Source organism: Thalassospira sp. MCCC 1A01428, from assembly GCF_002115825.1.
GTDB lineage: Bacteria > Pseudomonadota > Alphaproteobacteria > Rhodospirillales > Thalassospiraceae > Thalassospira.
Genome location: NZ_JFJZ01000039.1, coordinates 1 through 17347 on the forward strand (window position 1 = coordinate 1; position 17347 = coordinate 17347).

At 52.7% G+C, this 17347-nt stretch carries 16 protein-coding genes; 12 read left to right on the forward strand and 4 right to left on the reverse strand.

Translation table 11 applies throughout. The features are described 5' to 3' along the window. Positions 1 to 757 precede the first annotated feature (757 nt). The 4 genes from THS27_RS20795 to THS27_RS20810 form a co-directional block, all read right to left on the reverse strand. Positions 758 to 1534 carry an ATP-binding cassette domain-containing protein gene (locus THS27_RS20795; protein WP_210402962.1) on the reverse strand — a complete coding sequence of 259 codons (777 nt, stop codon included), beginning with the start codon at positions 1532 to 1534 and terminating at the stop codon, positions 758 to 760. 71 nt (positions 1535 to 1605) lie between these two features. Next, a complete protein-coding gene (locus THS27_RS20800; protein ID WP_085594082.1) occupies positions 1606 to 2547 on the reverse strand; it encodes an ABC transporter substrate-binding protein in 942 nt (313 codons plus the stop codon). Between the two features lie 54 nt (positions 2548 to 2601). Further along, entirely contained in the window at positions 2602 to 3660 is a 1059-nt protein-coding gene (locus THS27_RS20805) for an ABC transporter permease (RefSeq protein WP_246833052.1), read from the reverse strand. 337 nt (positions 3661 to 3997) lie between these two features. After that, a complete protein-coding gene (locus THS27_RS20810) occupies positions 3998 to 4891 on the reverse strand; it encodes a GntR family transcriptional regulator (protein ID WP_085594086.1) in 894 nt (297 codons plus the stop codon). 199 nt (positions 4892 to 5090) lie between these two features. Between THS27_RS20810 and THS27_RS20815 the strand changes: the two genes are divergently transcribed. The 12 genes from THS27_RS20815 to THS27_RS20870 all read left to right on the forward strand — a co-directional run bounded on the left by THS27_RS20815 (position 5091) and on the right by THS27_RS20870 (position 17286). Beyond that, entirely contained in the window at positions 5091 to 6098 is a 1008-nt protein-coding gene (locus THS27_RS20815) for a zinc-binding alcohol dehydrogenase family protein (RefSeq protein ID WP_085594088.1), read from the forward strand. Next, the gene (locus THS27_RS20820) at positions 6088 to 7212 is read left to right on the forward strand and encodes a D-mannonate oxidoreductase (protein WP_085594090.1); all 1125 of its coding nucleotides are present in this window, start codon (positions 6088 to 6090) and stop codon (positions 7210 to 7212) included. The genes THS27_RS20815 and THS27_RS20820 overlap by 11 nt, the downstream gene beginning before the upstream one ends. Beyond that, positions 7209 to 8711, forward strand: a complete 1503-nt coding sequence (locus THS27_RS20825) for a UxaA family hydrolase (RefSeq protein ID WP_085594092.1) — start codon at positions 7209 to 7211, stop codon at positions 8709 to 8711. The genes THS27_RS20820 and THS27_RS20825 overlap by 4 nt, the downstream gene beginning before the upstream one ends. Positions 8712 to 8866: 155 nt before the next feature. After that, positions 8867 to 9859, forward strand: a complete 993-nt coding sequence (locus tag THS27_RS20830; RefSeq protein WP_085594094.1) for a sialic acid TRAP transporter substrate-binding protein SiaP — start codon at positions 8867 to 8869, stop codon at positions 9857 to 9859. Between the two features lie 89 nt (positions 9860 to 9948). Continuing rightward, a complete protein-coding gene (locus THS27_RS20835; RefSeq protein WP_085594096.1) occupies positions 9949 to 10476 on the forward strand; it encodes a TRAP transporter small permease in 528 nt (175 codons plus the stop codon). Then, positions 10473 to 11750, forward strand: coding sequence for a TRAP transporter large permease (locus tag THS27_RS20840; protein ID WP_085594098.1), 1278 nt, complete (start codon positions 10473 to 10475; stop codon positions 11748 to 11750). Before THS27_RS20835 ends, THS27_RS20840 begins: the two co-directional genes overlap by 4 nt. 291 nt (positions 11751 to 12041) lie before the next feature. Next, positions 12042 to 13010, forward strand: a complete 969-nt coding sequence (locus THS27_RS20845) for a tripartite tricarboxylate transporter substrate binding protein (RefSeq protein WP_085594099.1) — start codon at positions 12042 to 12044, stop codon at positions 13008 to 13010. Positions 13011 to 13030: 20 nt separating this feature from the next. Next, positions 13031 to 13501, forward strand: coding sequence for a tripartite tricarboxylate transporter TctB family protein (locus THS27_RS20850; RefSeq protein WP_085594101.1), 471 nt, complete (start codon positions 13031 to 13033; stop codon positions 13499 to 13501). A gap of 5 nt (positions 13502 to 13506) precedes the next feature. Beyond that, on the forward strand, positions 13507 to 15009 hold the full coding sequence (locus THS27_RS20855) for a tripartite tricarboxylate transporter permease (RefSeq protein WP_085594102.1): 1503 nt from the start codon (positions 13507 to 13509) through the stop codon (positions 15007 to 15009). 47 nt (positions 15010 to 15056) lie between these two features. Then, positions 15057 to 15875, forward strand: coding sequence for an SDR family oxidoreductase (locus THS27_RS20860; RefSeq protein WP_085594104.1), 819 nt, complete (start codon positions 15057 to 15059; stop codon positions 15873 to 15875). Further along, positions 15869 to 16621 carry a FadR/GntR family transcriptional regulator gene (locus THS27_RS20865; protein ID WP_085594106.1) on the forward strand — a complete coding sequence of 251 codons (753 nt, stop codon included), beginning with the start codon at positions 15869 to 15871 and terminating at the stop codon, positions 16619 to 16621. The genes THS27_RS20860 and THS27_RS20865 overlap by 7 nt, the downstream gene beginning before the upstream one ends. Further along, a complete protein-coding gene (locus THS27_RS20870) occupies positions 16618 to 17286 on the forward strand; it encodes an RraA family protein (protein WP_085594108.1) in 669 nt (222 codons plus the stop codon). The genes THS27_RS20865 and THS27_RS20870 overlap by 4 nt, the downstream gene beginning before the upstream one ends. Positions 17287 to 17347 lie beyond the last annotated feature (61 nt).

Here is a 17347-nt window from a genome sequence, read left to right on the forward strand (position 1 = left end):
CAATTGGGTTCAGACCCTAGTACTACCAAGATAGATGGTCCCTGCGATCGTCTTGTTATTCGATATAGTATCGATGCTACCGATATTCGAAATCGCATTTGAGGCCCCGATTATCGTCCCGTTATTCGTTATCCCAGTGATTGTGCCGTGATTCTCAATCGCATTCCCGTAAGCGCTCTGGCTTATCGTCCCGTCATTCGTCAAAGTGCCGACCACATCGGAATCGGGTATTGTTATAGCGGGACTCCCAGAAATAATGCCGCCCTTTGCAATCGTAAGATTACAACTCTCCCAGGAAACGTCGGTGGTGGATTCCTCAATCGTCCGGTCTATACATCCTGCTATTGCAGGTGACGACATTAAAGGCAAAATGCCCATTGCCGCTGTTGATACACCCAGTAAAAGCTGCCAGCGGACTGCCGGAAACCGATTTGTCATGAAAATTGTCCCCAAATAGCAAAAACAGACAGTTATGCGAATCACACGCATCAACCATCATAATTCCTGCCAATAGGCGCCTTTTATTTTAAATTGAAAAGTAAAAAGAAAAATAGATTCTGACAGAATCAGTCATTTATGGAAACATCAAGCTAATATAATAATAGAAAATCATGATACAACAAACCTTCAAGTTATTTTCGCCCTGAACATATTCAACAAATAAAAAAATGGCGTCCCAAAGGGCGCCATTTCGAAATTTCCATGATTGGGTTTTACAATCACCCCTTGTTTCGCACAATTGGCGCTGATCAGCCTGTCACACTGTTGTCCGATTACGCGGCACCCAGTTATCGGGCAATTCGCCCTTGATAATCAGACTTAGAATATCGTCTTTATTTACCTCGCCTACCTGATGTTCGCCGACTTTGCGGCCATTTTTCATCACCACAATACGGTCGCATAACTCGCATACATCGTCCATATCGTGGCTGATCAGAAAAATGCCGATGCCTCTTTCGCGCAGCTTTTCGATCAGTTCGGCCACCATCGCCGTTTCCGACGGGCCGAGGGCGGCAGTAGGTTCGTCCATAATAACAATGCGGGCATTAAAATAAATCGCCCGCGCAATGGCGATAACCTGACGCTGTCCGCCCGACATATTCATGACGGCTTCGGTAATGTTTTTAAAATTCGGGTTAAGACTGCGCAACGCCTTGCGGGTTTCTTCTTCCATCTTGCGATCGTCGAGCATGCCGAACCGGGTTTTAAGCTCTCGCCCCAGAAAAAGGTTGGCCGGGGCATTAAGATGATCTGCCAATGCCAGGGTTTGATAAATGGTTTCAATACCACAGTGGCGGGCATCGATCGGGCTGGACATTTCAACAGCATCGCCCTGAATTTTAATTTCACCGCCGTCATAGCCCATTGCGCCGGACAGAATTTTCATCAAACAGGATTTGCCCGCGCCATTGTGCCCCAGCACCCCGACAACCTCGCCCGGATACAGGTTTAACGACACATCTTCGACAGCGTGAATTCCGCCAAAACGTTTGATGATGTTGTTCATTTCAACAACAGGGCTTTGGGCATTCATCCGATTTTCTCCAACATTGGGCAGCGGAGATGTTGCGGAAATTCATCCCGCAACATCTGGTTCTGGCAAATTTAGTACAGAACGTTCTGGGCTTCGTCGGCGTCAATGTTGTCCTTGGTTACAAGAACAACACCGGTATTGATGAAACTTTCAACCTTTTCGCCCTTTAACAGGGTCGCAATGGTTTCAATGCCTTTTTCGCCCATCTGATACGACCCCTGAACCGCAATTGCATCCAGCGTTCCGTCGCGAACAAAACCTTGCAAGTCTTCGTTACCATCAAAGCCAATGGCAACAAGTTGGCCTTTTTTCCCTGCCTGAACAATGGCACGGCCCATCCCGATTGCAGTGGGTTCATTGGCCCCGAAAATACCTTTGAGATCCGGGTTGGAGGCCAGCACATCGGTTGTCTGGTTCAGGGCCTTGGCCATTTGGGATTCCGAATAAAACGGCCCAACAATCTCCAGATCGGAATTGGCTTTGATATAATCGGTAAAGCCGCCTACACGGCCAATTTCCGAGCCAACACCCGCAACATAGGACATGATCGCGATTTTGCCGGTTTTACCAACCTTTTCGATCATTTTCTGTGCACACAGCTCACCCGCCTTGCGGTTATCTGTCGATAAAAATGCCTGATAATATTCCTTGCCCGCATCGGACAGCGATGAATCAACGATCACCACCGGAATACCGCTTTCATATGCCTTTTTAACCGACGGAACCAGGGCGTCGGGATCAGAAGGAGCCAGCACAATACCCGCCACCTGACGGTTAATGGCGTTTTGTACCATGTTAACTTCGTCTGCCACCGCAGATTCCGTTGCCGGGCCCTGAAAGGACATTTCATAGCCGTCAAGTTTGGCAATGGCACTTTGCGCACCTTTATGCACATTCTGCCAATAGTTGGAGCTGGTGGTTTTAACAATCACCGCAATTTCATTGCTTTGCGCTGCGGCCAGGCTGGTCATGCCCATCAATGCAACCGCCGCCCCCAAAAGTAACTTCTTCATGACTTTTTCCTCCACTGATTTGATTTTTAATTGGTCGAACTTCGCAAGAAACGATCACCGGCGATTGCGCAGGTGGTCGACATAAACGGTTCCGATAATCACGCAACCGATGATTATTTGTTGAATGAACGACGAAACACCGTTCATATTCAAACCGTTACGCAAGATACCAATGACAAAGGCACCAATCATGGTGCCCGAAATTGTGCCGACACCACCCATTAACGACGTACCGCCAATAACAGCAGCAGCAATGGCATCAAGCTCATACATTACGCCTTCATTAGGCTGGGCCGTCACCAGGCGTGACATCAAAATAATACCGGTAATACCCGCAAGAAAACCTGATGTGGCATAGGCAAACATCTTGGTGCCATTTACATTAACACCAGCCAGACGGGAGGCTTCCTCGTTAGAGCCAACGGCATAAATATGCCGCCCAATCGACAAACGGCGTAAAACAAAAGCAACGATAATTGCCATTATGACCATAAGAACAACCGGATAGGGCACCCCGGGGAAAATCATGTGCGGCAGTCCATTAGCCCCTTTTTCGAGCATCCGGAAGAACGACCCGTTACCCAGTTCACCAAAGGCTTCGCCCAATTGCGATACAGGTGCCGCCCCGGTAAGCTGCAGGGCAACACCACGGGCAATCATCATCATCCCCAGTGTAGCAATGAACGGCGCCAGCTTAAGGCGGGTAACAACCAGACCATTGATGATGCCGCATAATGTTCCCACCAGCACACCAGCGCCCATACCGGCATAAACCGGCCAGCCAGCCTTGACCAGCAAACCAGCCACCGTGCCGGATAAAGCCAGTACCGACCCCACACTAAGATCAATACCGCCCGTCAGGATCACAACCGTGACGCCAATCCCCAAAAAGGCAATCGATGTGGTTTGCAATGATACCGTCATCGCATTGCCAAGCGAAAAGAAGGCGTTGCTGGTCAGGGAAAACGCAATAATGAGAACCACAAGACTGAAAAGGGCGGCAAATTTCTGCACCAGATCCTTGCGCTCATCGCCTGTCATATTCATCCAGAACAAAAATGGCGAACGGGCACGCGGCGGTGGCGATTGCTCCGTGGTTCTTTCAGAAGTCACGACGTATTTCTCCCGATTATAATTATCGACCTGACAAACTGCCGGACCACCAGCAATCCGTGGCGGGCAAGACAGCCGTTTTTAGAAACCAACCAAACCGGGATACGGGCAAAAATTAAGCCGCCTGTTAACTGGCAAAACGCCAAAATAACAAGCACGGCCAATACAGTTGCCAAAAACCTACAAAGATAGACGCCATACCCTGGATTGATTGTTTTTTATCGTTAAAAGACATTTTTAGTCAGCCCTCGGCGCTTGTCAAATGTTTTGTATGGATTAAAAACATTTTCCTGCAAACAGGGCTACACAGGCCGGATCAGGCATGCAGTCCAGCAGGCTAATCCCAGCTTACAGATGCCAGAAGTGTTCGCCGGGCAGTTTGAAGATGCTCCCGAAACCGGATCCGGCCCACATCAAAATCGCCTACCCCCAGCGCGTCAATCACCATGAGGTGCTCTTCAACGGCATCGGCATTACGTTCTTTTTCGCCGGTCTTGTTCCAGCGATAATGGTAATGGAAAATCAACGCGACCAGATCATAAAAATCGTCCGCAAAGCGGTTGTGAAATGTCGAAATGATCAGGCGATGGAAACGGTCATCCAGCCGGGGAAACTGCATGTAACGTCCGTCAATGTCTTCTTGAAGGTATCGGTGTTCGTCGCCCAGTGCTGCCAGTTTTTTCCAGCTGTCATGGTCGCGGGGCAATTGAACAAATGTATCAAAGGCCCGCAGCTCGAACATCTCGCGTACGTCAAAAAGTTCCATGGCAAAATCACGGGTAAAGCCATTTAAGACCCAATAACGATTGGGTTTTTTCTCGATCAGACCAAAGCGGGAAAATCGAATCAGATATTCCCGCACCGATGAAGCACTCACCCCGAAATTTTTTGCAAGTTCACTTTCACGCAACACAGTCCCTGGCGCCAGATCCCCGCCAACAATATATTGCATGAAGGCCGGCTCAATCAAATCAGCCGTCGGGCGGGTTTCGCTGGCCTGAAAATAATCAGCCTTGGCTGGTAAACGCAAAACCGTTTTCTCGCGCCCCTTCCAATGGATAATTTTTTCCTCGGCAAGGTGGTCCAGAACCGCACGAACCGTACTGCGGCTAATTGACCATTTGGCCGCCATTTCCTTTTCGGGCGGCAAGCACGCCTCGGCCCCAAGTGAAAGAATATAGTCGAGGCAGGCGTTATAGGTTTCCTTGTATGTCCTGTTGGTTTTTGCCACGTCTTTTCCGTTTCCCCGCACGTTTGAACTGAAAATGCCCGCTGTTTTCCTTAAAGGCAATCGCTTTGTCACGTATCTTGCGCACGCTGATAGTATTTTATTCATAAAAAACAGTTGACGGCAAATGCATCTTGTTTTTTATGTAGAAAATACAATTTGGGCAGTGTAGACCCGAAATACTTTAACCAGGGAAACAGCCATGACCGTGATGAAGACAATCGTATGCGTAAAACCCGGCACCCTTGCCAGCGGCACGGCGCCCCGACCCCAGGCAAAATCGGGGCATATTCGGGTTGCCATTCGCAGCATCGGCATTTGCGGGACCGACTATCACATCATGGAAGGTTTGCATCCGTTCTTGCAATATCCCCGCGTTATGGGCCACGAACTGTCTGGTACGGCACTTGACGCATCATCGAACGGCGATATTGCGGTCGGAGATCTGGTCGTCGTCAATCCCTATATCACCTGTGGCACATGTCATGCCTGCCGCATTGGCAAACCAAACTGCTGCACATCCATATCGGTATTGGGTGTACATGGCGATGGCGGCATGTGTGACCAGATTTGCGTGCCGGAGACGAACCTTTACCCCGCCACCGGCCTTACTGCACGTGACGCCGCGATGGTTGAGTTTCTGGCAATTGGTGCCCATGCCGTAAGCCGCTCCCGCATTCAGGCAGGGACACAGGCATTGATTGTTGGTGCCGGCCCGATTGGCATTGGCACCGCCCTGTTTGCCAGCCTTGCCGGGGCCGAAATAACCCTTCGCGATACCAGTCAAAGCCGCCTTGATCGCGCATGCGCCATGATAAAAGGCGCAAAAGGAGTTCTGGTTAACGATGCCAGCGCCCGGTTACCTGTTGACGGTTTTGAAACAGTTTTTGATGCCACAGGTAATATTCATGCCATGAATGTCGCTATTAACGACCTTGCCCACGGGGGCACTCTTGTGCTGGTCGGTGTCGTCAAGGGTGAACTTTGCATTGATGACCCTGAATTTCACAAACGCGAAACCACCATGATGGGCAGCCGCAACGCCCTTAAGGAAGACTTCGAAAAAGTCATGTTCCATATGCGTGCCGGGGACGTACCGGTTGATTTGTTAAATACTCATGAGGCTTCGTTTGATCAGGGTGTAGAACAATTATCAGCATGGGTTCATAACCGCGAAGATATTGTGAAAGCCATCCTTCATGTCGGCTAAATTCCCTACCCCCATTGTTCAGTTTGGCACCAGCCGGTTTTTGCAGGCCCATTTTGACCTGTTCGTCGATGAAGCCCTGCAAAATGGTCAGGCAATTGGCCCCATTACTGTCGTACAATCAAGTGGGGACGCCAGCCGAAGTAATCGCCTTGCCGCACTGGCCGCTGATGAAGGATACCCGGTCCATATCCGGGGGATTGAAAACGGCGATGTGGTTGAACGCCAACAAAAAGTAAGTTCTGTCACGCGCGCGTTATCAACGGCCACGGACTGGCCCAAAATTAGCGCAATCATTGTGAATGAGGCGGAATACATCGTTTCAAATACCGGCGATGCCGGTTACGCCCCGCAACCAGCCGATAGCGATGCCGAATTTAACCAGCAAATGTCGTTCCCGGCCAAATTACGACTATTGTTGCGGGAACGGTTTCTTGCACATGGCCGCCCGATCACAATTATGCCTATGGAATTAATTCCGGGGAACGGTGCTGTTTTACGGTCCTGCATTTTGGCGTTAGCCGCCAACGATGACAGTAACTTTCTGGACTGGCTGGAACACCGGGTTATCTGGGCCAACTCGCTGGTCGACCGAATTGTGTCCGAACCAATTGAACCTGCTGGAGCGATATGTGAACCCTATGCCCTGTGGGCCGTGGAACACCAGCAAGGCCTTGTTTTGCCCTGCCTGCATCCATGCATAGAACTGGTTGAAACGCTTGATAATATCGAAGCCCTCAAGCTGTTTATTCTAAATCTGGGCCATACATGGCTGGCTGAACGCTGGCAGCGCAAAGGCAGTGATCCCGATTTATCGGTTGTGAAGTTTCTAGGTGATGCCGAAACCTTCAATGCCCTGCAAACACTTTATGAAAATGAAGTGATCCCCGGTTTCACGGCTGCGGGCATGGAAGAAACCGCACGAAGCTATCTGGCAACCACACTTGACCGGTTTCTTAATCCGTTCCTGGACCACCGCCTTGCCGATATTGCCCAGAACCATCGCCAAAAAGTAGAACGCCGCATTCAAGGGTTTATCCACTGGGCCCACAGCCACGGTGACACAACAAAAAAACCGACCCTTGCCGCCATGATCAACAAGGTTCCCGCACCATGAAGATTAACGCCCTTCGATTACACGAAACCGATAACGTCCTGATCGCCCTTTTGCCCTTGCTGGCGGGCGACGTATCGACACCTGGCATTACCACTGCCCAAGACATTGGCGCGGGGCACAAATTTGCCGCGTGCGATATCAAACTTGGCGACCAGATTGTTAAATACGGTCAGGTCATTGGTGTTGCGACGGCCGACATTGCAACGGGTTGTCTGGTCCATAGCCATAATCTGGCAATGGGCGATGCCCGTCTGGGTGCCGGTAAAGCCGACACACCAACCCTGCCCCGCCCGACGCGCGACACCTTTATGGGATATCGCCGTAAAAATGGCCGGGTCGGCACACGCAACTATATTGGCATTGTTTCCACGGTAAACTGTTCGGCCACGGTATGCCGCGCCATTGCCGAGGCCGCCACCCGTACTCTGCTGCCCAAATACCCCGGAATTGATGGCTTTGCCCCGATTGTGCATGACCAGGGGTGTGGCATGGTCAATCACGGCGAAGGCTATGACATTCTGGTGCGTACCCTTGCCGGGTATCGCGACCATGCCAATTTTGGCGGTGTTTTGCTGGTTGGGCTGGGCTGCGAAGTAAACCAGCTTAGCGCCTATGGTGAAATCGAAGACCCGGAACATGCGGCGCGCTATGCCAGCTTCAACATCCAGTCAGCCGCGGGGTCGTCATCAGCCGTGCGCAAAGCTGTCGAAATTCTCGATGGTATTGCCAAAATCGTCTCGCAGGACCAGCGCGAAACCTGCCCGGCTTCCGAACTGGTTTTGGGCATGCAATGTGGCGGGTCTGATGGTTTTTCCGGCCTGTCAGCCAACCCGGCCCTTGGCGTTGCCAGCGACCTTCTGGTTGCAGCTGGCGGCACCAGCCTGCTGTCGGAAACCCCGGAAATTTTTGGCGCAGAACATTTGTTGATCGCACGGTCCGACGCTCAAACCGGCGCACGCATTGCTGAAATGATCGAATGGTGGAAAGACTACGCCGAAAAGAACAATGCCACCCTTGATAACAACCCTTCCCCGGGAAACAAACGGGGCGGCCTGACCACCATTTTGGAAAAATCGTTAGGTGCGGTTGCCAAATCTGGCCGGGCACCGGTTTCCGATGCCATTGGCTATGCCTACCCCGTGCGCAAACACGGCCTGGTCTATATGGATAGCCCCGGTTACGACCCGGTATCGGCCACCGGCCAGGTTGCCAGCGGGGCGAATATCATTGCCTTTACCACCGGTCGCGGGTCGTGCTTTGGCGCAAAACCGGCACCGTCGCTTAAGCTGGCATCAAGCAGCACGTTGTTTGCCCGCATGCCCGAAGACATGGACATCGATTGCGGCACCGTCATTACCGGCTTGCAAACCCACGAAGAACTGGGCCTGCAAATTTACAATACCATTCTCGATACGGCGTCAGGGACCAAAACCAAAAGCGAAGATTTCGGCTATGGCGACAATGAATTTGTGCCGTGGAAAATCGGCGCGGTTCTGTAACCGGCCATTTCACGACACGCCCTGGCTTATAACGAAATAAAGACTGGCAGGTTTGCAAAATACGTTGTGAACCTGCCTTTCCGCCCGAAGGCGGCAAAAACAATAATGATGATAATACAATCAACTACATCACCATCCGGGAGGAAACCCCTAATATGTTCTTGTCATTCAAAGCAATAATTCCATCTTCGGCGCTGGTTGCTGCAACCCTTGCCTTTGGCCTTGTGACATCAGCACAGGCGACAACGGTTCTGAAATTCGCTCATATCTATGATGAATCAACGCCTTATCACAAAGTCCTGCTGAAGGCCGCCGAAGAAATCAAAGCCAAAACTGATGACCGCTATGAAATGCAGGTTTTTCCGTCATCCTCGCTGGGCAACGAAGAAGCCATCAACGAAGGCCTGTCTTTGGGCACCGTCGATCTGATTTATACCGGCCCGGCCTTTATGGCGCAAAGCTACCCCGAAATTGGACTGATCGATTATCCGTTTGTTTTTCGCAACTACGAACATTGGGATGCCTTCTGGAACAGCGACCTGCGCGATGAAATGGCAAAAGGTTACCAGGACGCCACCGGCAACGTGCTGATCACACATACCTATTATGGCACCCGGCAGGTCACCGCCAATAAACCGATTTTAAAACCGGCGGATATGAAAGGCCTTAAAATTCGCGTTCCCAACGCCCCGGCCTATACCCTGTTTCCCAAAGCAGTTGGTGCAAATCCCACGCCAATGGCTTTCTCCGAGGTTTATCTAGGCTTGCAGCAGGGCGTTGTTGATGCCCAGGAAAACCCGCTGCCAACCATCAAGGCGGGTCAGTTTTATGAAGTACAAAGCGACATCAGCCTGACTGGTCATACCATTGCCACCCTGACCACCCTTATGTCAGGCACCACCTATGACAATATCGATGATGCCGACCGCAAGATCATTATCGGCATTCTGCGCGATGCCTCGGCCTCGGCCACCAAAGAAGTCCGCGATCAGGAAGCTTCCCTGGTTCAGTGGTTCAAGGATCAGGGTGTAAAGGTTCATGATGTGGACCGCCAGCCGTTCATGGACATTGTTCAGCCTTTGCTGAAAGGCAAGGATATGCCGTGGTCACCCGAAACGTTCGAGCGTTTGCAGGCGATTGGCAAGTAAGCTGCTTGCCTTTGCCTGACCAGTGGGACGGATGGGGTGTCTCCCTGCTTCATCCGTCCTGTCTTGCTGTTTGATGCTGAAGGTGGCCCATGAACAACCTTTCAAGCGACAGTGAAATTGCCAAGGAAATTACCAGCCAGATAGATGCCCAACAAACCGATATCAGCGATATTTCCTGGTGGGATGCACCGATATTCGCTGTGTTCTGGGCGTTAATTCTGGTTGTTTTCCTGCAATTTTTTTCGCGCTATGTACTGAATAATTCCATTTCCTGGACCGAGGAAATCGCCCGCTATTTGCTGATCGTGGTGACATTTTCGGGGGCTGCAATTTGCGCCCGCAAAAAAAGCCACATCTACCTGGATTTTTTCCACCTTTACATTCCCAAGGCCGCATCACGGGCCCTGTTTTTCCTGATGGATATTATTACGGCCGGCTTTTTTGCCTATGCCGCATGGTCGGGCGTTATGCTGGCAAACCGCATGGGCCGCCAGCGCATGATCAGTATTGATGTTTCCCGGTCATGGATGTTCTGGGCCGTTGTTATCTGCCTGGCCATTACAGCTATTGTCACGCTGGTCCGGGCTTTTCATTCGTTGCGGAGACCTGCGCCATGAGCCTGGCCATTATGTTTATTCTGCTGGCTGTGCTGCTGATATGTGGTGCACCGGTTGCTGTGGCCCTGGCAGGTTCATCACTGGCCTATCTGTTTATTGCCGGTATGCCGCCCATAACCATGCTGCACAACATGATCAACGGGGTGAACAGCTTTCCCTTGCTGGCCGTGCCGTTTTTCATCATGGCCGGTCATTTGATGAATACCGGCGGCATTACCGTGCGTATTTTCAATTTTGCCCGCGCCCTTGTTGGCTGGGCGCCAGGTGGACTGGGCCATGTTAATGTCGGCGCCAGCGTGATTTTTGCCGGCATGTCAGGGGCTGCTGTTGCCGATGCCGGCGGGCTTGGCAATGTCGAAATTAAAGCCATGCGCGACGCCGGTTATGACACCTCATTCGCTGTCGGTATTACGGCAGCGTCCTCAACAATCGGGCCCATTATTCCGCCGTCATTGCCATTGGTTCTGTATGGTGTCATTGCCCAGGTATCGATCGGCCAGCTGTTTCTTGCCGGTATTGTTCCCGGCCTGCTGATGGCGGTTTCGCTCATGATCATGGTTGCCTGGTATTCGCGCCGTCGCAATTACCCGCGCGATCTGGCCTTTTCGTTTGGTGTTCTCGGCAAGGCCAGCAAGGAAGCCTTTTTACCGCTAATGACCCCGGTCATTATTATTGGCGGCATTTCCACCGGCCTGTTCACCCCGACCGAGGCCGCTGTGGGCGCGGTTGCCTATTCACTGGTTCTAGGCACGGTGATTTATCGCACCCTGACCATCCGTCATTTGCTGCGCGTCACCATGGACACCATCGAAACCACCGCCGCCATTATGCTGATTGTCGGCGCGGCCGCGGTTTTTGCCTGGATCTTAACTGCCAACCAATCCGCCCAGCATCTGGCAAACTTTGTGCTGGGTTTCACCGACAATAAAAATCTGATCATTATCCTGATCATGCTGTTGGTTCTGGTGGTTGGTTGCTTCATGGAAACCATTGCCGCCATCACCATTCTGGTACCGGTACTCTTGCCCGTGGCACATAGCGTGGGGATTGATCCGGTTCACCTTGGCATCATCGTTATTCTGAATTTGATGCTGGGCCTGTTAACCCCGCCGGTTGGCATGGTGCTTTATGTGCTGTCGCGCGTTTCCGGCGTGCGGTTTGAAGACTGTGTAAAGGCAACAGCACCTTTCCTGATCCCGCTGTTGATTGTGCTGTTTTTGCTGGCTTTCATTCCGCAACTCAGCATGGCACTACCGACCCTGCTATATCGTTAAATCCGGAAATCACCCGGTTTGCACGCCACAGGCCCGCCTAAAATGCGGGCCTGTGGCTTTTTGGCCTCTTCCCAAACTCCCCTTCAACTTCCCCATAATCGCGTCGCCCGCCATGTCGTCCCGGCATGGCAACCGTCTTTTGGGCGAACGCATAGTCATTCCATCCCGTTTGCTGACGTTTTTTAATCGCTTTACTCTTGACATATGACTTATGACATAAGATGGTGAGGTACCGGGAACAACCCGGACAAAAACACGCAAAAATGCGATATCCTTTCGGGAGGAAACAAAATGAAACGGACTTTAGTCGCCCTTGGTGCGATTGCCCTTGCCTGTGCAAGTTTTTCCCAATCAGCCTTTGCCAAATGGCCCGAACGGGCTGTTACCATTATTGTGCCATGGTCGGCCGGTGGTGGCACCGATGCCACGGCCCGTGCCGTTGCCCAGCAACTTGAACAACGCCTTGGTCAGCCGTTTAACGTTGTAAACCGGACCGGTGGTGGCGGTGTTGTTGGCCATGTTGCCATCGCCAACGCCCCTGCCGATGGCTATACGCTGGGCGTTGTAACCATTGAAATGACCATGTATGACGCACAGGGTATTCCCGGTGCGACGCCCGAAGATTTCACCCTGATCGGTCGTTTTAATGCCGACCCGATTGCCGTAAATGTCCGCGCCGACGCGCCCTATAAAAATGTGGAAGACCTTATCAAAGCCGTCAAAGCCCACCCCGGCGATATAAAGGCATCCGGGGCAAACCGGGGGGGCCTGTCGCATTTGGCCTGGGCGGGTTTGTTAAACACGCTTGACGTAAACCCTGACGCCAGCCCGTGGATCGCCTCGGATGGGGCCGCCCCGGCCATGCAGCAACTGGCGGCGGGCGCCATTGATGTTGTGTCAACATCCCCGGCCGAGGCACGGTCGCTGGTAGAAGCTGGCGAAGCCAAAACACTGGCCCTTGTTTCAAACGAACGCAGTGATGCCTGGCCTGACCTTACCACGACAACCGAGGCCTTTGACATCAACTGGTCGCCCCTGCCATTTCGCGGGCTGGCAGCACCCAAGGGCCTACCGGAAGACATTACAAATACCCTGTCAAAAACCCTGAAAGACATTACCGAAGACCCGGAATTCCGCAAATTCATGGCATCCCGCGGGTTCTCAGTTGCCTATCAGAACAGCGCAGATTTCACCAAAACCGTCATGCAATCGCGTGAAGGGCTGGTGAAAACCATGCAGACCCTTGGGCTGGCGAAATAACGATAGGCTGGAGCATTACCATGCGTATCGATGACCGCCTTACCGGCTTGATATTCGCCGTTCTTGGATGTGGGGTCATCTTTCTGGCACAGCAGCTTCCCGCTGTGCCAGGAACCACCTTTGGCCCCAACCTGATGCCAACCTTGATCGGCATTGCCATGTTGGGCCTGTCGATCAGGATCATGATAACCGGACTGCGTACGGCACATCACGGCCCATGGTTCGATATATCGGCATGGCACGGTCGCACACGCGGCATTATCTGCGCAATCTGGACCATGGCAGGCGTTCTTGTTGCCATTTACGCATTACCGGTTATCGGCTTTCCCATTCTTGGGCTGGTCTACACCATCGGGTTGATGCTGCTTTTGCACATCCACCTCGTTATTGCGCTGCCGGTTGGCCTGATCGTGATTTTGGGCTTGCAATATGTGTTTGCGCAAATCCTGTATGTTCCGCTGTCGGCGGGGCCACTTCCTTTGCCGTGGTGACAAGCATGACATTTGAAACTCTCGCTACCGCCGCAAATATCGTTTTTCAGGCTCCGGTCCTGCTCGCCATTCTGGGCGGTGCGGTTTATGGCCTGTTTATCGGGGCCATACCGGGCCTGACCGCCACCATGGCAACGGCCCTTCTGGTGCCATTAACTTTTTATCTGGACCCGGTGCCTGCCATTGCCCTGATCGTTTCAACAACTGCGATGGCGATTACTGCCGGGGATATTCCCGGTGCGCTATTACGGATCCCCGGCACCCCGGCATCGGCCGCCTATGTCGATGAATCCTATGCCCTGACCATGAAGGGCAAGGCCGAAACCGCGCTTAGCATCGGCATTTTCTTTTCAGCTTGCGGCGGGCTTGTCGGGGCGATTGTTTTGCTGGTTACCGGGCCACTTCTGGCCCACGTTGCCCTGATGTTTTCCAGCTTTGAATTCTTCTGGCTGGCAATGCTGGGTTTAATGACATCCGCTCTGGTAAGCAGCAGCGAGCCCGCACGGGGTTTTATATCCTTGCTGATCGGGTTGCTCATCGCAACGGTCGGGCTTGATGTCACCAGCGGCCAACCGCGGTTTACCTTTGGCTCAATCGATCTTATGGGCGGCGTCAGCTTTATTCCCGTCATGATCGGCATGTTTGCCTTTGCCGAGGTTTTACGTGGCTTTTCGGCCAACGCATCATTCCCCCCGGCCCCGGATACATCACGCGCGCGCCCGTTTCATGGCATGGGCCGGTTGTTCATGCGCTATCCATTCAGCTTTTTGCGCGGGGCATCACTGGGCACGGCCGTTGGTGCCTTGCCCGGTGTCGGGGGCGATGTTGCAGCCTGGATCGCCTATGGCATGAGCAAGCGGATGTCAAAAACCCCGGAAAAATTTGGCACCGGCCACGAAGAAGGCCTGATTGAAGCCAGCACGTCAAACAATGCCGGGCTTTCCAGCGCCTGGATACCGGCCCTTGTTTTTGGCATTCCCGGCGATGCCGTTACCGCCATCGCGGTTGGTGTGCTGTTCATGAAGGGCCTTAACCCCGGGCCGCGCCTGTTTGTTGAAAACCCGTCCATGCCCACTGCAATCATCATGACGTTTTTCGTCGCCAATTTGTTGCTATTCCCCATCGGGTATCTGGCCATCAAGGGGGCACGGCGGGTGCTGTCGGTGCCACGGGGCATTATCGTTCCGGTGGTTTTGGCCTGCTGCATTCTCGGGTCCTTTGCGATCAACAATTCCACCTTTGATATCGGCGTCATGTTTGTTGCCGGCATCGTTGGTTACCTGCTTGAAGAAAACGGCTTTCCCATTGCCCCGATCATTCTGGGGCTGGTTTTAGGGCCGGTTCTTGAACGCAACTTCATCATGTCGATGCAAATCGCCAATGGCGATCTGCTTGGTTTTTTTGACCGGCCAATTGCGGCAGTTCTGGGCGTTATCGTTTGTACGCTGCTGATCCTGCCAATTGCCCGTGCCATCTGGCGCGGTGTGGGCCGAACGAAACATCCATAAACATTTTTCCATATATCCTGACGACCACATACAAGAGAGAAACGAACATGGTTGATATTTTCAGCGTCAAAGACAAAGTCATCATTGTCACCGGTGGTCTGGGACAATTGGGTACGCAGTTTTCGCAATCCCTGGCCAAAGCCGGTGCAAAGGTTGCGATTTACAGCCGCCGTCCATTTGACCGCGACCAGATCGCCGAAAAATTCCCCGATGTTGCCGACAATATCCGGGTTTACGTTGCCAGTGTGACCGACAAGGAAGCCCTGCAAAAAGCAACCGACCAATTGATTGCCGATTGGGGTGTGCCTGATGTGCTGGTCAATAATGCCGGGATTGATTCCAAACCCGACGGATCGGCCGAACAGAACGCCCCGTTCGAGGATTACCCCCAGCGGTACTGGGATGAAATCATTGATACCAACCTGACCGGGGTTATGCTGACAAGCCAGGTGGTCGGCAGCAAAATGGCCGAAAAAGGCCGCGGGTCGATCATTAATGTCGGCTCGATTTACGGTATGGTGTCGCCCAATCAGGCGCTTTATGCCTATCGCGAAGAACGCGATGGTGTGCCGTTTGTAAAGGCGATTTCCTATGCCGCATCGAAATCCGGCCTTTTGAATCTGACGCGCTATCTTGCGACCTATTGGGGTACCAAAGGGGTGCGCACCAACCTTATTTCATTTGGCGGGGTAAAAACCGCCAGCTTTGACAAGGAATTCATCGATGCCTTCCTTGATCGCGTTCCCATGCGTCGCCAGGCCGAGATTGACGAATATAATGGCGTCATACGTTTTCTTGCATCTGACGCGTCATCCTATATGACGGGATCAAACGTTGTGGTTGATGGAGGATTTACAGCATGGTGATAGAAGGTGCGTCGCGCCCGGCAGATCGCGAACGACTGCATTTAAGCGTGGCGGAAGACCTTGAAAATCGCATTCTGAGCGGCAGCCTGCCCATTGGGGACCGGCTGCCCTCGGAAAGTGCCATCGCGCGCGATTTCAATGTCAGCACCCGGTCGGTGCGCGAGGCCATGCAAATCCTTGAAACCAAGGGGCTGGTACGCCGTAAACATGGCGAGCGGGCCATGATTGTCCGTGACGACGTAGCCGAATTTCTGGGCACCCTGGCAACAACCGTACGGCAGCTTTTTTCCACCAACCCGGACTACCTGGTTCAATTGATGGATGTGCGCCGCATGATCGAGGTTGAGGTGATCGGCGCACTGGTTGCGCGCGAAAACCCGATCACCCCGGAAATTGACGCGGCCATGAACAAGCTGCGCGAAACGGCAAAGGCCGGCGAATTTGGCAAATTCACCGATTGCGATGCCGCCTTTCACCGCGCCCTGGTTCAGTCTGCCGGCAATGATGTGATGGCCGTTCTTTACAACAATCTGTACGGGCTGATTACCGATGTCATCCGTGTCACCAGCCGCGTGCCGGTCAAATCACTTGATGTTGCCTGTGCCGAACATGAACGCCTGTATGAGCTGATCAAAAACCGCAATGAAGCCACCGCGAAAGAAGCGATCGCTGCGCATATCAATAACAGCAGCGCCTATTTGCAGGTGGCCATCGCCAAGGCCCAAAACAAGGAAACCCAAGAATGACCACCGATAAATTCGATTATTCCGATACCGACTGGGATGCCATTGAACGCCTGAAAAAATGGTATTCCGGCGACATTCACGACAGTATGGAACATCTGGGCCTGTGGGGTTACCTTGGCGGTATTTCCCTGTTTGGCACCCTGGCACCGGGCGAAGTTGTGTGCGGGCCTGCGGTGACGGTTCTGTTTGAACCGTCCGACCGCAAAGGCGAACCGCAAGATGTGTATCACAACGCCATAGATAATGCGCCCAAGGGCGGCATCATGGTGGTGGATGCATCCTGTGCCGATGGGTCCTGCACCGGCGAGCTGATGTCTACAGGGTCAAAAACACGGGGCCTGGCTGCCACCATCGTTAACGGCACGGTGCGCGATCTGGCACAGGTGCGCGAACTGGGCTATCCGTTATTTGGCACCCACCCCAGCCCGGTTGGTGTAACCGGTAAAAAAGAACCCCGCCATTCGCAGGTCCCTGTAACCATTTCGGGCGTTACCATTCGCCCCGGTGACGTTATTTTTGCCGATATTGACGGCGTTGTTGCACTGCCCAAGGAACATCTGGTCGCCATCGCTGATGCTGCCGATGATTTGGGCAAAAACGAACAATCCGCCCGCGACCGTCTGCTGACCGGTGAAAAACTGCAATCGGTCTGGCCTGCGGCCTGATTATCCCGGCGGAAAAACAAAAACGGGAAACAGCCCTTGCCGTTTCCCGTTTTTCTATTGT

Bases quoted from the DNA above. Each gene is read 5' to 3' on its own strand.
- THS27_RS20795 (WP_210402962.1), bottom strand. From the start codon at position 1,534: ATGAATGCCCAAAGCCCTGTTGTTGAAATGAACAACATCATCAAACGT.
- THS27_RS20800 (WP_085594082.1), bottom strand. From the start codon at position 2,547: ATGAAGAAGTTACTTTTGGGGGCGGCGGTTGCATTGATGGGCATGACC.
- THS27_RS20815 (WP_085594088.1), top strand. From the start codon at position 5,091: ATGACCGTGATGAAGACAATCGTATGCGTAAAACCCGGCACCCTTGCC.
- THS27_RS20820 (WP_085594090.1), top strand. From the start codon at position 6,088: ATGTCGGCTAAATTCCCTACCCCCATTGTTCAGTTTGGCACCAGCCGG.
- THS27_RS20825 (WP_085594092.1), top strand. From the start codon at position 7,209: ATGAAGATTAACGCCCTTCGATTACACGAAACCGATAACGTCCTGATC.
- THS27_RS20830 (WP_085594094.1), top strand. From the start codon at position 8,867: ATGTTCTTGTCATTCAAAGCAATAATTCCATCTTCGGCGCTGGTTGCT.
- THS27_RS20835 (WP_085594096.1), top strand. From the start codon at position 9,949: ATGAACAACCTTTCAAGCGACAGTGAAATTGCCAAGGAAATTACCAGC.
- THS27_RS20840 (WP_085594098.1), top strand. From the start codon at position 10,473: ATGAGCCTGGCCATTATGTTTATTCTGCTGGCTGTGCTGCTGATATGT.
- THS27_RS20845 (WP_085594099.1), top strand. From the start codon at position 12,042: ATGAAACGGACTTTAGTCGCCCTTGGTGCGATTGCCCTTGCCTGTGCA.
- THS27_RS20850 (WP_085594101.1), top strand. From the start codon at position 13,031: ATGCGTATCGATGACCGCCTTACCGGCTTGATATTCGCCGTTCTTGGA.
- THS27_RS20855 (WP_085594102.1), top strand. From the start codon at position 13,507: ATGACATTTGAAACTCTCGCTACCGCCGCAAATATCGTTTTTCAGGCT.
- THS27_RS20860 (WP_085594104.1), top strand. From the start codon at position 15,057: ATGGTTGATATTTTCAGCGTCAAAGACAAAGTCATCATTGTCACCGGT.
- THS27_RS20865 (WP_085594106.1), top strand. From the start codon at position 15,869: ATGGTGATAGAAGGTGCGTCGCGCCCGGCAGATCGCGAACGACTGCAT.
- THS27_RS20870 (WP_085594108.1), top strand. From the start codon at position 16,618: ATGACCACCGATAAATTCGATTATTCCGATACCGACTGGGATGCCATT.